Origin of the sequence: Pseudomonas fluorescens (genome assembly GCF_018614775.1) — a bacterium.
Lineage (GTDB): Bacteria > Pseudomonadota > Gammaproteobacteria > Pseudomonadales > Pseudomonadaceae > Aquipseudomonas > Aquipseudomonas fluorescens_BY.
In genome coordinates this window covers 36566-49357 of the sequence record NZ_JAGGOF010000001.1, presented here as the reverse complement: position 1 = coordinate 49357, position 12792 = coordinate 36566, and the positions used below count along the sequence as shown (strand labels likewise).

The 12792-nt window shown below is 62.0% G+C and carries 12 protein-coding genes; 7 read left to right on the top strand and 5 right to left on the bottom strand.

Features of this window, described 5'->3' with window-relative positions; translation table 11 throughout:
* Positions 1 to 5: 5 nt before the first annotated feature.
* Both aroE and hemF read right to left on the bottom strand, forming a co-directional pair.
* Positions 6 to 827 carry a shikimate dehydrogenase gene (aroE, locus tag J7E36_RS00245; protein WP_214998734.1) on the bottom strand — a complete coding sequence of 274 codons (822 nt, stop codon included), beginning with the start codon at positions 825 to 827 and terminating at the stop codon, positions 6 to 8.
* Positions 828 to 841: 14 nt separating this feature from the next.
* Positions 842 to 1756 carry an oxygen-dependent coproporphyrinogen oxidase gene (hemF, locus tag J7E36_RS00240; RefSeq protein ID WP_214998732.1) on the bottom strand — a complete coding sequence of 305 codons (915 nt, stop codon included), beginning with the start codon at positions 1754 to 1756 and terminating at the stop codon, positions 842 to 844.
* Positions 1757 to 1919: 163 nt separating this feature from the next.
* Between hemF and J7E36_RS00235 the strand changes: the two genes are divergently transcribed.
* Positions 1920 to 2897, top strand: a complete 978-nt coding sequence (locus J7E36_RS00235; protein ID WP_214998730.1) for a quinone oxidoreductase family protein — start codon at positions 1920 to 1922, stop codon at positions 2895 to 2897.
* 180 nt (positions 2898 to 3077) lie between these two features.
* Here the strand turns inward: J7E36_RS00235 and J7E36_RS00230 are convergent, their stop codons facing one another.
* The 3 genes from J7E36_RS00230 to J7E36_RS00220 form a co-directional block, all read right to left on the bottom strand.
* Entirely contained in the window at positions 3078 to 3635 is a 558-nt protein-coding gene (locus tag J7E36_RS00230; RefSeq protein ID WP_214998728.1) for an L-threonylcarbamoyladenylate synthase, read from the bottom strand.
* A gap of 62 nt (positions 3636 to 3697) precedes the next feature.
* The gene (dprA, locus tag J7E36_RS00225) at positions 3698 to 4789 is read right to left on the bottom strand and encodes a DNA-processing protein DprA (RefSeq protein ID WP_214998726.1); all 1092 of its coding nucleotides are present in this window, start codon (positions 4787 to 4789) and stop codon (positions 3698 to 3700) included.
* A gap of 80 nt (positions 4790 to 4869) precedes the next feature.
* The gene (locus J7E36_RS00220; RefSeq protein WP_214998724.1) at positions 4870 to 5895 is read right to left on the bottom strand and encodes a LysM peptidoglycan-binding domain-containing protein; all 1026 of its coding nucleotides are present in this window, start codon (positions 5893 to 5895) and stop codon (positions 4870 to 4872) included.
* A 182-nt stretch (positions 5896 to 6077) separates the two neighbouring features.
* On the opposite strand from J7E36_RS00220, the gene def reads away from it, so the two are divergent.
* The 6 genes from def to tssA all read left to right on the top strand — a co-directional run bounded on the left by def (position 6078) and on the right by tssA (position 12789).
* The gene (gene def / locus J7E36_RS00215) at positions 6078 to 6584 is read left to right on the top strand and encodes a peptide deformylase (RefSeq protein ID WP_042731214.1); all 507 of its coding nucleotides are present in this window, start codon (positions 6078 to 6080) and stop codon (positions 6582 to 6584) included.
* Between the two features lie 71 nt (positions 6585 to 6655).
* Positions 6656 to 7615: a methionyl-tRNA formyltransferase gene (fmt, locus tag J7E36_RS00210; RefSeq protein WP_214998722.1), complete on the top strand. Its 960-nt coding sequence runs from the start codon at positions 6656 to 6658 to the stop codon at positions 7613 to 7615.
* Positions 7612 to 8922, top strand: coding sequence for a 16S rRNA (cytosine(967)-C(5))-methyltransferase RsmB (gene rsmB, locus J7E36_RS00205; RefSeq protein WP_214998720.1), 1311 nt, complete (start codon positions 7612 to 7614; stop codon positions 8920 to 8922). The genes fmt and rsmB overlap by 4 nt, the downstream gene beginning before the upstream one ends.
* 24 nt (positions 8923 to 8946) lie before the next feature.
* Positions 8947 to 10320 carry a Trk system potassium transporter TrkA gene (trkA, locus tag J7E36_RS00200; protein ID WP_214998718.1) on the top strand — a complete coding sequence of 458 codons (1374 nt, stop codon included), beginning with the start codon at positions 8947 to 8949 and terminating at the stop codon, positions 10318 to 10320.
* 151 nt (positions 10321 to 10471) lie between these two features.
* Positions 10472 to 10783 (top strand): tetratricopeptide repeat protein, encoded by a 312-nt coding sequence (locus tag J7E36_RS00195; RefSeq protein WP_214998716.1) that lies wholly within the window; start codon positions 10472 to 10474, stop codon positions 10781 to 10783.
* 449 nt (positions 10784 to 11232) lie between these two features.
* Complete coding sequence (gene tssA, locus J7E36_RS00190) at positions 11233 to 12789, top strand: type VI secretion system protein TssA (RefSeq protein WP_214998714.1); 1557 nt, start codon at positions 11233 to 11235, stop codon at positions 12787 to 12789.
* Positions 12790 to 12792 lie beyond the last annotated feature (3 nt).

Sequence of the window (12792 nt, the reverse complement as noted above, 5' to 3'; positions counted from 1 at the left end):
GTGGGTTACAGCGCCAACTGGCGACGCAACTCGGCCAGCACCGGCGCGGTGTCCGGGCGTACCCCACGCCACAGGTAGAACGCTTCACCCGCCTGCTCGGCCAGCATGCCCAGGCCATCCATCGCCACCGCCGCGCCGTGTTCACGGGCCCAACGGCAGAACGCGGTCGGCTCCTTGCTGTACATCATGTCGTAGCAAAACGTCTTGCCCGGTTCGATCAAACTTCCGGCAATCGGCGGTACATCCCCTGACAGGCTTGCCGACGTGGCGTTGATGATCAGGTCCACCGGCTCCTGCAGCCAGTCGAAACCGCTGGCGGAGACCGGGCCCAGGTCCGCGAACAGCTCGGCAAGCAATTCAGCTTTTTCCACCGTGCGATTGGCGATGATCACCGAGGCCGGACCTTCGGCCAGCAACGGTTCCAGGGCGCCGCGCACCGCACCGCCGGCGCCCAGTAACAGGACGCGCTTGCCCTTGAGGCCAAAGCCGGCGTTGACTGTCAAATCCCGCACCAGCCCGGCGCCGTCGGTGTTATCACCCACCAGGCGCCCATCGGCCAGTTTGCTCAACGTATTCACAGCCCCGGCCCGCTGCGCCCGTTCGGTCAGGCTATCGGCCAGGCGAAAGGCGTCTTCTTTGAAGGGGACGGTGACATTTGCCCCGCGCCCCTCGCGGAAAAATTCCCGCGCGCAGCCTGCAAAATCCTCCAGGGGCGCCAGCAGTGTGCTGTAGTCCAGCGCTTGCACGGTCTGTTCGGCAAACAAGCGGTGGATCAGCGGTGACTTGCTGTGACCGATCGGATGACCTATTACCACGTAGCGATCCATGAGTGTCCCCTCGTTCAGGCCGTCGCCAGCCAATCGCGATCCTGCAGGAAGTATTCGGTCAACCGTGCTTCTTCACTGCCAGGTTCGGCTTTCCAGTCGTAACCCCAGCGTACCTGCGGTGGCAACGACATCAGGATCGACTCGGTACGCCCGCCCGATTGCAGGCCGAACAGGGTGCCGCGGTCATAGACCAGGTTGAATTCCACGTAGCGCCCACGGCGAAATTCCTGGAACTCCCGTTGTTTGGCGGTGAACGCGTCATGCTTGCGACGACGCATGATCGGCAGGTAGGCCTCGATGTAGGCGTCACCGATGGCACGCATGAAAGCGAAACTGGTGTCGAAATCCCACTCGTTCAGGTCGTCGAAAAACAGGCCGCCGATACCCCGCGGCTCGTTGCGATGCTTGAGATGGAAATAGCTGTCGCACCAAGCCTTGTAGCGCGGGTACACCTGCGGGCCGAACGGCGCGCAGGCCTGTTCGGCAACGCGGTGCCAATGCACGCAGTCTTCCGCCACGCCGTAGTAGGGCGTCAGGTCGAAGCCGCCGCCGAACCACCAGACCGGCTCTTCGCCTTCCTTTTCAGCGATGAAAAAGCGCACGTTGGCGTGGGACGTCGGCACGTGGGGGTTGTGCGGGTGGATCACCAACGACACACCCAGGGCCTCGAAACCACGCCCGGCCAGTTCCGGCCGGTGGGCGCTGGCCGACGGTGGGAGACCGCTGCCGAAGACGTGGGAAAAGTTGACGCCGCCCTTTTCGATCACCGTGCCGTTTTCGATCACCCGCGTGCGCCCGCCGCCACCGGCAGGCCGGGTCCAGGCGTCCTCGGCGAAGCGAGTGCCGCCGTCCTCGGTTTCCAGGGCGGCGCAAATGCGGTCTTGCAGGTCGAGCAGGTAGGCTTTCACGGCCTCGGTGCGAGTGGACATGACATCACCTTGATCAGGGCTACGCTACGCGGCGTATAACGAGCCGGCGGCAAAAGGGCGCACAGGATACCACCGCACCTGCCCACGCCACAGTTGACGAAGATCAAGCTTAGGAGTCCGATAGCAGGCTTGGTAAAAAGCCCCGCAACAAGGAGAAGTGAAGATGGCCAAACGTATCCAGTTCCGTTCCCACGGCGGCCCCGAAGTGCTTGAGTACGTGGACTACCAACCCGCCGAGCCGGGCCCGCAGCAGGTGCGCGTCAGCAATAAGGCAATCGGCCTGAACTTCATCGACACCTACTACCGCAGCGGCCTGTATCCGCCACCGGCGCTGCCGTCAGGCCTGGGCGCCGAAGGGGCGGGGGTGGTCGAAGCCGTCGGCACCGACGTCACGCGGTTCAAGGTCGGTGACCGGGTAGCGTATGGCAGCGGCCCGCTGGGGGCCTACAGCGATGTACACGTACTGCCCGAGGCCAACCTGGTGCATTTGCCCGAATCCATCAGTTTCGAACAGGCGGCCGGGATGATGCTCAAGGGCCTGACTGTGCAGTACCTGTTGCGTCAGACCTATGAACTCAAGGGTGGCGATACCGTCCTGTTCCATGCCGCCGCCGGTGGCGTCGGGTCGCTGGCCTGCCAATGGGCCAAGGCCTTGGGCGTGAAACTGATCGGCACCGTCAGCTCAGCGGAAAAAGCCGCTATCGCCAAAGCCCACGGCGCTTGGGAAACCATCGACTACAGCAAGGAGAACGTCGCACAGCGCGTGCTGGAATTGACTGACGGCAAGAAGGTGCCCGTGGTGTACGACGGCGTCGGCAAGGACACTTGGCTGACCTCGCTCGATTGCGTGGCGCCGCGTGGCCTGCTGGTGAGCTTCGGCAACGCCTCCGGGGCGGTGGACGGCGTGAACCTGGGGATTCTGTCGGCCAAGGGCTCGCTGTACGTCACCCGCCCGACCCTGGCGACCTACGCCAACAACGCCGAAAACCTGCAACGCATGGCCGATGAACTGTTCGGCATGATCAGCAGCGGCCAGCTCACGGTGAACATCAACCAGCGTTATCCGCTGGCAGAGGCGGCCAAGGCCCAGGCCGAGTTGTCGGCACGGCGCACGACCGGGTCGACTGTTTTGTTGCCTTGAGAACCCACAGTGGTTTTGTGTTGAGCACAGTATTTATGAACACCACAAATCAAGTGTGGGAGCGAGCCTGCTCGCGATAGCGGTATTTCAGCTGAGTTCAATGTCGCCTGACACGGCGCCATCGCGAGCAGGCTCGCTCCCACACGGGATCTGTGTCGAGCCAGACGGTTGTGTCCGGACTCAATCCGGCCGGACCACCTTCCCGGTGGCCAGGTCACGGATCACGCTGGGGTTCTTGCGTCCGCCCAGGTTGCCGCCAAGCACCAGGTCGACCTGTCCGCGGAAATACTGCTCGACGCGAATCCGCGTGCGCGCCGCCGGGCGGCCTTGGGGGTTGGCCGAGGTGGACACCAGCGGCCCGACCAATGAGCACAAGTCGCGCACCGTGGGATGATCGCTGACCCGCAGGGCGACGGTGTCGTGCACCCCGGTGATCCACTCCGGTAGCAGGTTCTGGTGCGGCACCAGCCAGGTATTGGGCCCCGGCCAGGTGCTGGCCATGCGGTCGAGCCAGCTGTCGGGGAAGTCTTCGAACAGAAAGTCGAACTGGTGAATGTTGTCAGCCACCAATATCAGCCCTTTGTCGGGCAGCCGCGACTTGATCGCCAGCAGGCGTTCTACCGCTTCCTCGTTCCATGGGTCACAACCCAGGCCCCAGACCGCTTCGGTTGGATAGGCAATCACCGCCCCGGCACGAATTTCTCGCGCGGCTTGTTGCACACGCCAACTGTTGACCATGAAAGATTCTCCCGCAACACAAAATAAGGCTGTGCGCAGTTTACCGATCTTCCCCATAAAACCTAGCGGGCAAACCAGCGCCCGTTGTCACAGATGGCGCGGCCTTCCATTTCCAGCTCGGTCAGCGCCGCCAGCACCTTGGGCAGGCCCCAGCCACTGGCGTCGGCCAACGCCTCGCTGCTCAGCGGTGCGGCATGGAGCAGGCGCAGCAGTGGATGCGTCACCGGCGTCGGCGCCGAGGCCAAGGGTAACTGCCAACCGCGCAAGGCTTCGAGGATGTGCTCGACGGTTTCCACCAACGCAGCCCCATCGCGGATCAGTTGATGGCAACCCCGGGCGCCAGGGTGATGGATGGACCCGGGAATGGCGTAGACCTCGCGGCCCTGTTCCGCCGCCAGGCGTGCGGTGATCAACGAGCCGCTGGCAACACTGGCTTCGACCACCAGCACCCCCAGGGATAAACCGCTGATGATCCGGTTGCGCCGCGGAAAGTTGCTGGCGTGGGGCGGGGCGTCCAGCGGGAACTCCGATAACACCGCGCTACCCTGGGCAATCATCGCGTCCGCCAAGCGCCGATTGCGCTGTGGATAAAAATTTTCCAGCCCGGTGCCCAACACGCCGATTGTCTGTCCGCCAACATCCAACGCGGCCTGATGCGCCGCCGCATCGATGCCCAACGCCAGGCCACTGGTGATAACGAAACCGGCGCCAGCCAGGCTTCGGGAAAACGCCGCCGCCGTGTCCATGCCGGGGCGCGAAGCCCGGCGACTGCCGACCATCGCCAACTGCGGTTTTTCCAGAATTGCGGCGTCACCAGCGGCGAACAGCAACGGCGGCGCATCGCTGACCTGCGCCAGCAGCGCCGGGTACTCGGGTTGGTCCCACATCAGTAAATGCTGGCCCGGACGCTCTAGCCAGGCCAATGCGCGGGCGGCGCCGTCACGCACGTCGGGGTTGCGCCGGGCCTCGGCACACGCCACGGGCAACCCCAGCGCCCGCCAGGCGCTGGCCGGCGCGCTGATGGCTTTTGAGGCCGAGCCAAAGGCTTGCAGCAAGGTCATGAAACGTTTGGGTCCCAGCTCCGGCAGGCGGTGCAGGCGTAACCGGGCCTCCAGTTCCGCGGGGGAAACCGAAGCAGATTCAGGCATTGGCATCGGATCATCCTTGACCGTAATAAGCCCCGTGCAAGCGGGGACAAGCTGTGGATAACTCTGTTGGTAACTTGTGAGACACGTTATGGATTACGGACCTTGTCGAGCACCGCCAGCGAGCGCGAGGCATATAGCACCAGGCCATAGCTGAGCTTGTCGTAGGTACGGAAAACCATCAGCAAGCCGGCCCGTTCATCCGGGATCTTCACCGGTTGCCCGGTGATCCGGTCGCGCACGGTTTCGCCGGTCTTCATCACGGCCAGCACGCTGCCTTCGACCAGCCCGTCGCGACGGCCCTTGTTCAGGGTCACCACATCCAGCGCCCCGATCTGGGTGACGCCCCGGGGCACGTCAAGGATCAACCCGTTGACAGCTGATTTCGGCGCGCTGGGCATGAACGTCGAGTTGATCGAGCGCCCCTCGCTGCTGAACAGACGGTCGCCAAGGCGCACTTCCTGAGTAGTGCGTTGCAGGACGAGGGTGGTGACATCCCCTTCGCGGGCAACCACTTCGCCACCGCCGATGTCATCGGCGTTGATGCCCAGGAACTCCTTGGTCTCGGGGTCGGTGTAGACCTTGCCCTGGCGGAAAATCCCGTACGCTGTCTGGCTCGGGTCGAGATTGCCACGCGCAAAGACCCGGTCTCCCGCGCCGCTGAGGACCCGCTCGGCATTGCCAGCGACGATGTAGGGCGCCTTGTTGAAGTCCTCGACCTGGTCGACGATGCGGTTGCTCAGCAGGAAACTGTTGATGGCTTGCAGGGGAATGCTCGGGATGGCATCGGCCACCGGCGAGCTGCGGATGCGCGGCGACAACTTGATGGTGCCCCGCGAAGTGCCGCGGTTGAGGGTCAGCCGTGGCTGGCCGTCGACATAGACCAGCGACAGGGTGTCACCGGGGTAGATCAGGTTCGGGTTTTCGATCTGCGGGTTGGCGTGCCAGAGCTCCGGCCATTTCCAGGGCTCACGCAGGTATTTGCCGGAAATGTCCCACAGCGTGTCCCCCGTCACCACCGTGTATTGCTGGGGAAAACCTTCCCGAAGTTGCACCTGCCCGTGCGCGATACCGGCCGAAGCCAGGAGCAGCAGGGCGAGTAGTGATTTCCTCATGCGGTGAATCCCTTTATTATGTGCGTTCGCGTAAAACGCCAGAGCCCCCGTGGCTCGCTCCGTCAGGCGCCATGCTGCAAGCAGCAGCGTTTCAGGAACAACGTTTTACAACGGTAGCCTGCATCCCAAGACACGCCAGGCCAGCCACCCGACTTTACCTCACACGTGCATTTATCAAGCTTATGGCCATTTTGAACATTCTCGAATTTCCGGACCCGCGCCTGCGCACTATCGCCAAACCGGTGGCCGTAGTGGACGACGAAGTGCGTCAGTTGGTCGATGACATGTTTGAAACAATGTATGAAGCGCCAGGCATCGGCCTCGCCGCGACCCAGGTCAACGTGCACAAGCGTATTGTCGTGATGGACCTCTCCGAAGACCGCAGCGAGCCACGGGTGTTCATCAACCCCGAGTTCGAGACCCTGACCGACGAGATGGAGCAATACCAGGAAGGCTGCCTCTCGGTGCCGGGTTTCTACGAAAACGTCGACCGCCCGCAGAAGGTCAAGATCAAGGCCCTGGACCGCGACGGCCAACCCTATGAGCTGATCGCCGAAGGCTTGCTGGCGGTGTGCATCCAGCACGAGTGTGACCACCTCAACGGCAAGTTGTTCGTCGATTACCTGTCGACCCTCAAGCGTGACCGGATCAAGAAAAAACTGGAAAAACTTCATCGCCAGAATGCTTGATGCCCTCCTTCAAAGGCTTGCCACGGCAAGCCTTTTTCTTTATGCGACTGCTTTGTAAGTGAGAGCCTCCCATGACTGAGCCACTGCGCATCGTCTTTGCCGGCACCCCCGAATTTGCCGCCGAACACCTCAAGGCCCTGCTGGCCAGCCCGCATGAAATCGTCGCGGTCTACACCCAGCCGGATCGTCCGGCCGGTCGCGGGCAAAAACTGATGCCCAGCCCGGTCAAGCAACTGGCCCTGGAAAATGCCATCCAGGTGTTGCAGCCGCCAACCCTGCGTGATGCACAAGCCCAGGCCGAGCTGGCCGCGCTGAAGCCGGATCTGATGGTGGTGGTTGCCTACGGCCTGATCCTGCCCCAAGTGGTGCTGGACATCCCGCGCCTGGGTTGCATCAACAGCCACGCCTCGCTGCTGCCGCGCTGGCGCGGTGCGGCGCCGATCCAGCGCGCCGTGGAGGCCGGTGATGCCGAAAGTGGCGTGACCGTGATGCGCATGGAAGCCGGCCTCGACACCGGGCCGATGCTGCTCAAGGTCAGCACCCCCATCAGCGCCGCAGACACCGGTGGCAGCCTGCACGACCGCCTTGCGCTGATCGGCCCGCCGGCTGTGGTCCAGGCCATTGCCGGCCTGGCCGCCGGTACGTTGACGGGCGACGTGCAGGACGACAGCCTTGCCACTTACGCGCACAAACTGAACAAGGATGAGGCCCGCATCGACTGGACCCGTCCGGCCATCGAGCTGGAACGCCTGGTACGTGCCTTCAATCCGTGGCCCATCTGCCACAGCACCTTGAGCGGCGAAGCCCTGAAAGTGCTCGCCGCAAGCCTTTGCACAGGGCAGGGCGCGCCGGGTGAAATCCTTGACGCCAGCAAGGACGGCCTCGTCGTGGCCTGCGGTGAACAAGCGCTGTGCCTGACGCGTCTGCAATTGCCCGGTGGCAAGGCGCTGAACTTCAGCGACTTGTTCAACAGCCGTCGTGAGAAATTTGCCGTCGGTACCCACCTGGGCCACGCGGCGGACGCCTCATGAACCCGCGTCTGGCCGCCGCCAAGGCACTCGCCGCTGTCCTCAGCGGAAAAGCCTCACTTAACAGTTCCCTGCCGACCCAACTGGACAAGGTCGAAGACCGTGATCGCGGCTTCACCCAGGACCTGGCGTTCGGCACCGCCCGCTGGCAGCCTCGGCTATCGGCCCTGGCGGCGAAGCTGTTGCAGAAGCCGTTCAAAGCCGCCGATGCCGACGTCGAGGCGCTGCTATTGGTGGGGCTTTACCAATTGCTCTACACCCGTGTTCCGGCCCACGCCGCCATCGGCGAAACCGTGGGTTGCGCCGACAAGCTGAAAAAGCCCTGGGCCAAGGCCCTGCTCAATGCCGTGTTGCGCCGCGCCCAGCGTGAAAGCGAAACCCTGCTGGCCGAGCTGGAACACGACCCGGTGGTGCGCACCGCCCACCCGCGTTGGTTGCAGAAGTCGCTGAAAGCCTTCTGGCCTGAGCAATGGGAAGCCATCTGCGCGGCCAACAATGCCCATCCGCCGATGATCCTGCGGGTCAACCGCCGTCATCACACTCGCGATGCCTACCTGGCCCTGTTGGGCGAGGCCGGCATCCCCGCCATACCCTGCGCCTACAGCCGCGACGGTATCGTCCTGGAAACCCCGGGCGATGTCCGCGCACTGCCAGGCTTTGCCGAGGGTTGGATCAGCGTCCAGGACGAAGCCGCGCAATTGGCCGCCGACCTGCTGGAACTGGCGCCCGGCCAACGGGTGCTGGACGCCTGCTGCGCACCGGGTGGCAAGACTTGCCACATCCTCGAGGCCGAGCCGAAACTGGCTGGCGTAATAGCGGTCGACCTGGAAGCCAAGCGCCTGGTGCGCGTGAAGGAAAACCTCGAGCGCCTGGGGCTGGACGCCGAGCTGATCGCCGCCGACGGCCGTGACACCGCGTCCTGGTGGGACGGCAAGCTGTTCCAGCGCATCCTGCTGGACGCCCCATGCTCCGCCACTGGCGTGATTCGCCGTCACCCGGACATCAAGCTCACCCGCCAGCCGGACGACATCGCGGCCTTGGCGGTGTTGCAAGGCGAGCTGCTCGATGCGATGTGGCCGACCCTCGACGTCGGGGGCATCCTGCTCTACGCCACCTGTTCGACGTTGCCGACCGAAAACACCGACGTGATCGACGCCTTCCTCGCCCGCACCTCCGGCGCCCGGGAGCTGGACATCGCCACCCAGGCCGGCCTGAAGCAGCCTCATGGCCGCCAGTTGCTTGCCCAAGAGGGCGGTCACGACGGGTTCTACTACGCCAAGCTGATCAAGATCGCCGCCGCACGCGGTTAAGACCGATTCGATAGGAGTGAGCGGATGAAAATCATCATCCTCGGCGCAGGGCAGGTCGGCGGTTCGCTGGCGGAACACTTGGCCAGCGAGGCCAATGACATCACCGTGGTCGACACCGACGGCGAACGCCTGCGGGATTTGGGCGATCGTCTCGACATCCGCACCGTGCAAGGTCGCGGGTCATTGCCGACGGTGCTGCGCCAGGCCGGTGCCGACGATGCCGACATGCTCGTGGCCGTCACCAACAGCGATGAAACCAACATGGTCGCCTGCCAGGTCGCCCACACGTTGTTCCATACCCCGACCAAAATCGCCCGGGTGCGCGAAGCGGCCTACCTGACACGCGCCGACCTGTTCGACAACGACGCGATCCCGGTGGACGTGCTGATCAGCCCCGAGCAGGTGGTGACCCACTACATCAAGCGCCTGATCGAACACCCCGGGGCCTTGCAGGTGATCGACTTTGCCGAAGGCAAGGCGCAACTGGTGGCGGTGAAGGCCTACTACGGCGGCCCGCTGGTGGGCCAGCAACTGCGCCAGTTGCGCGAGCACATGCCGAATGTCGAGACCCGTGTGGCGGCGATCTTCCGCCGCGACCGGCCGATCCTGCCCCAGGGCGATACGGTGATCGAAGCGGACGACGAGGTATTTTTCATCGCCGCCAAAGCGAATATTCGCGCGGTAATGAGCGAAATGCGCCGCCTCGATGAGCGCTACAAGCGCATCGTCATTGCCGGCGGCGGACAGATCGGCGAACGCCTGGCCGAAGCCATCGAAAGCCGTTATCAGGTCAAGATCATCGAGATGAGTCCGGCCCGCTGCCGCTACCTGTCCGACACCCTCGACAGCACCGTGGTGCTGCAGGGCAGCGCCTCCGACCGGGACCTGCTGCTGGAAGAAAACATCGCCGAGGCCGACATCTTCCTGGCCCTGACCAACGACGACGAAGCCAACATCATGTCGTCGCTGTTGGCCAAGCGCCTGGGGGCGAAGAAGGTCATGACCATCATCAACAACCCGGCCTACGTCGACCTGATCCAGGGCGGCGACATCGACATTGCCATCAGCCCGCAACTGGCAACCATCGGCACCCTGCTGGCCCACGTGCGGCGCGGCGACATCGTCAGCGTGCACTCCCTGCGCCGCGGCGCCGCCGAAGCCATCGAGGCCATTGCCCACGGCGATGCCAAGTCCAGCAAAGTGATCGGCAAGGCCATCCGCGACATCGGCCTGCCGCCAGGCACCACCATCGGCGCCATCATCCGCGACGAAGAAGTGCTGATCGCCCACGACGACACGGTGGTCCAGGCCGGCGACCACGTGATCCTGTTCCTGGTGGATAAAAAGCACATTCGCGACGTCGAGAAGCTGTTTCATGTGGGGTTGAGCTTCTTCTGATCCAGCATCTGCTGTGACAGTCATGGCCTCATCGCGAGCAGGCTCGCTCCCACATTTGCACCACATTCCCTTGTGGGAGCGAGCCTGCTCGCGATAGCAATCCGTCTTGCAACAGATCCATCCCTGACACAACCCACAAGGAAAGCCCGCCATGCTCGACTCCCTGGAAAAAATGCTCGCCAAGAGCGTGGACAACCCCCTGCTGCGCTTCGGCCTGGGCAAGGGCTACCTCGACCTCGGCGATTTCCCCCGCGCCGCCGAACACCTCCAACGCTGCGTGGAACTCGACCCCAAGTATTCAGCCGCGTGGAAACTGTTGGGCAAGGCTCTCCAGGCCGGGGGCGATTTGCCGGCGGCACGCAAAGCCTGGGAACAAGGCCTGGACGCCGCCCGAGCCCACGGCGATAAGCAGGCCGAGAAGGAAATGACTGTGTTCCTGAAGAAACTGGATCGTCAGTCCTGACTTTCGCCTTGCATGCCGCGTAAATGAGACCGGTGTACACCACGGTTTTGTTTATTGAGTGTGAGAAAAGCCGGCTTGTTTAGTAACTTTTTACAGATCATGTCTTTTTGTTCACTGACGAATTGAATGAATTAAAGTTGGTTAAAATAAGAAATAATTTAGATTTATTCTTGATTGACTTGCCCCCATCACTTCCGATTGGGCGATCTCTGCGTATTTACTTCTCTGCCAGTCTTGTCTATTTCATTTGACTCCATATAAAAAGCGAAACGTCCTACTTTTTTTTCGGTGGAATTTTGGCATTCTCCGTTGCGTTCAACTGGATGGGTGCGAGAAACACCGTAGCGACACTTCGTAACATGCCTCCTGAATAAACCATTTCTGCTCGTTGATACTCTGTGCGCTTGTTGCTCAGGCCTTGAACTTAATTTCCTGTAGAAGAGTCGTGGATGTCGTACTCTGGAAAATTATCCGCCCATTATCTGGCTCTCGCCAAATCTCCCGTTTCCATCGAGAGTTTCGCGGGAGCGGATGTGCGTTTTTCAAATGAGTACGAAACACTCGAAAGTGAGGTGTCCAAGGCCCAGTCGATGCATGAACACGAGCAGGTCGACTGGCTAAAGGTTCTTGATCAAAGTGAATTGTTGTTACGCACTCAGTCGAAAGACCTGCGAGTGGCCGTCTGGCTGGCATGGGCGTTGTATCAGCGCGAGTCTTTCCAAGGGCTATTGGCCGGCCTATGTCTCCTGCATCACTTGTGTAAATGCCACTGGCCTGAGATCCACCCCACCAAACCTCGAACCCGTTCCGCCGCTGTCAGTTGGTTGGTCACTCGCCTGGAAAAGGCGTTGGGTGATGACGTCGCGGTCAAGGAGCAACTATCACTGTTCCGTCTCCTGGAGGCCCAACTGGAAGGTCTCGACATCATTTGCACCACCTATCTGGGTGACGAGGCCCCTTTGCTGTTGCCGCTGTGTCGGCGGCTCAAGAATATGATTCGGCGTGCCACTGAGAGCCAGCCGGAACCCGGCGCCATCCAGGCGGCAGTGACTCAGGTGAAGCAGACCGCCATTCAATTGCTCACCTCCCACGCTTCGATTGAAAACGAAAAAGAAGCTCGTAAAGCCCTACGCGCCCAGCAGGAAGGTGCTCGTTCACTCTGCGCCTGGTGGCTGAAACAAAAAACAACCGACATGCGCGCCCTACGGCTGAATCGCGCCTTGCTCTGGCTCACGATCGATGTCGTACCTGAGCGCAACGCAGAGCAGGTTACCCAGTTGCGCGGGTTACCTGTGGATAAGCTCAAGGCCTATCAGGACTCACTTTTACAAGGCAACTACGCCGATCTACTTGTGAAAATCGAGGCCAGCCTGGCCAGGGCTCCGTTCTGGCTCGATGGTCAAAGGCTCGCCTGGGAATGTCTGCGAGGCTTGAACGCCGAACAGGCCATGCGAGAGGTGGAAATCCACTTCGCGCTATTCATTCAGCGTCTGCCAGGTGTGTTGGAGCTGCGCTGGCATGACGGCACACCGTTTGCCGATTCGACGACTCTTGCCTGGATTGCCGCTCAGGTGATGCCTCACCTGCAACAGCCCAATACTGCGCCCAGTCCCGATGTCGTCAACGGTGATACGCCTTGGGAGCTGGCACTCGAAGATGCACGGTCGGTTCTGCACGAGGATGGCCTCAAGCCCGCCGTTCAACTGCTCAGGCAAGGCATGCAAAGTGTTTTTGGCGCCCGTGAGCGCTTTCTTTGGCGCTTCGCAATAGCTCGCTTATGCATCTCGGCCAAAAAATACGAGCTCGCCAAGATCCAGCTCGAAGCACTTGATCAGAGGCTGCAACACGCGGACCTGAATATCTGGGAGCCCGAGCTAGGACTCCAGGTGCTGCACCAATTGCATGACTGCTGCGAGCTGCTACCTCAGAACCATGCCGTACGTGAGTGCAGGGAAGAAACCTATCGCCGGTTGTGTTACCTCGACCTGGACCGGGTTATTGAATAGGCC

Excerpts from the sequence above, each read along its gene's own strand:
- J7E36_RS00235 (WP_214998730.1), top strand. The coding sequence starts at position 1,920 with ATGGCCAAACGTATCCAGTTCCGTTCCCACGGCGGCCCCGAAGTGCTT.
- rsmB (WP_214998720.1), top strand. The coding sequence starts at position 7,612 with ATGAACCCGCGTCTGGCCGCCGCCAAGGCACTCGCCGCTGTCCTCAGC.
- hemF (WP_214998732.1), bottom strand. The coding sequence starts at position 1,756 with ATGTCCACTCGCACCGAGGCCGTGAAAGCCTACCTGCTCGACCTGCAA.
- J7E36_RS00230 (WP_214998728.1), bottom strand. The coding sequence starts at position 3,635 with ATGGTCAACAGTTGGCGTGTGCAACAAGCCGCGCGAGAAATTCGTGCC.
- dprA (WP_214998726.1), bottom strand. The coding sequence starts at position 4,789 with ATGCCAATGCCTGAATCTGCTTCGGTTTCCCCCGCGGAACTGGAGGCC.
- fmt (WP_214998722.1), top strand. The coding sequence starts at position 6,656 with ATGACTGAGCCACTGCGCATCGTCTTTGCCGGCACCCCCGAATTTGCC.
- tssA (WP_214998714.1), top strand. The coding sequence starts at position 11,233 with ATGTCGTACTCTGGAAAATTATCCGCCCATTATCTGGCTCTCGCCAAA.
- aroE (WP_214998734.1), bottom strand. The coding sequence starts at position 827 with ATGGATCGCTACGTGGTAATAGGTCATCCGATCGGTCACAGCAAGTCA.
- J7E36_RS00220 (WP_214998724.1), bottom strand. The coding sequence starts at position 5,895 with ATGAGGAAATCACTACTCGCCCTGCTGCTCCTGGCTTCGGCCGGTATC.
- J7E36_RS00195 (WP_214998716.1), top strand. The coding sequence starts at position 10,472 with ATGCTCGACTCCCTGGAAAAAATGCTCGCCAAGAGCGTGGACAACCCC.
- def (WP_042731214.1), top strand. The coding sequence starts at position 6,078 with ATGGCCATTTTGAACATTCTCGAATTTCCGGACCCGCGCCTGCGCACT.
- trkA (WP_214998718.1), top strand. The coding sequence starts at position 8,947 with ATGAAAATCATCATCCTCGGCGCAGGGCAGGTCGGCGGTTCGCTGGCG.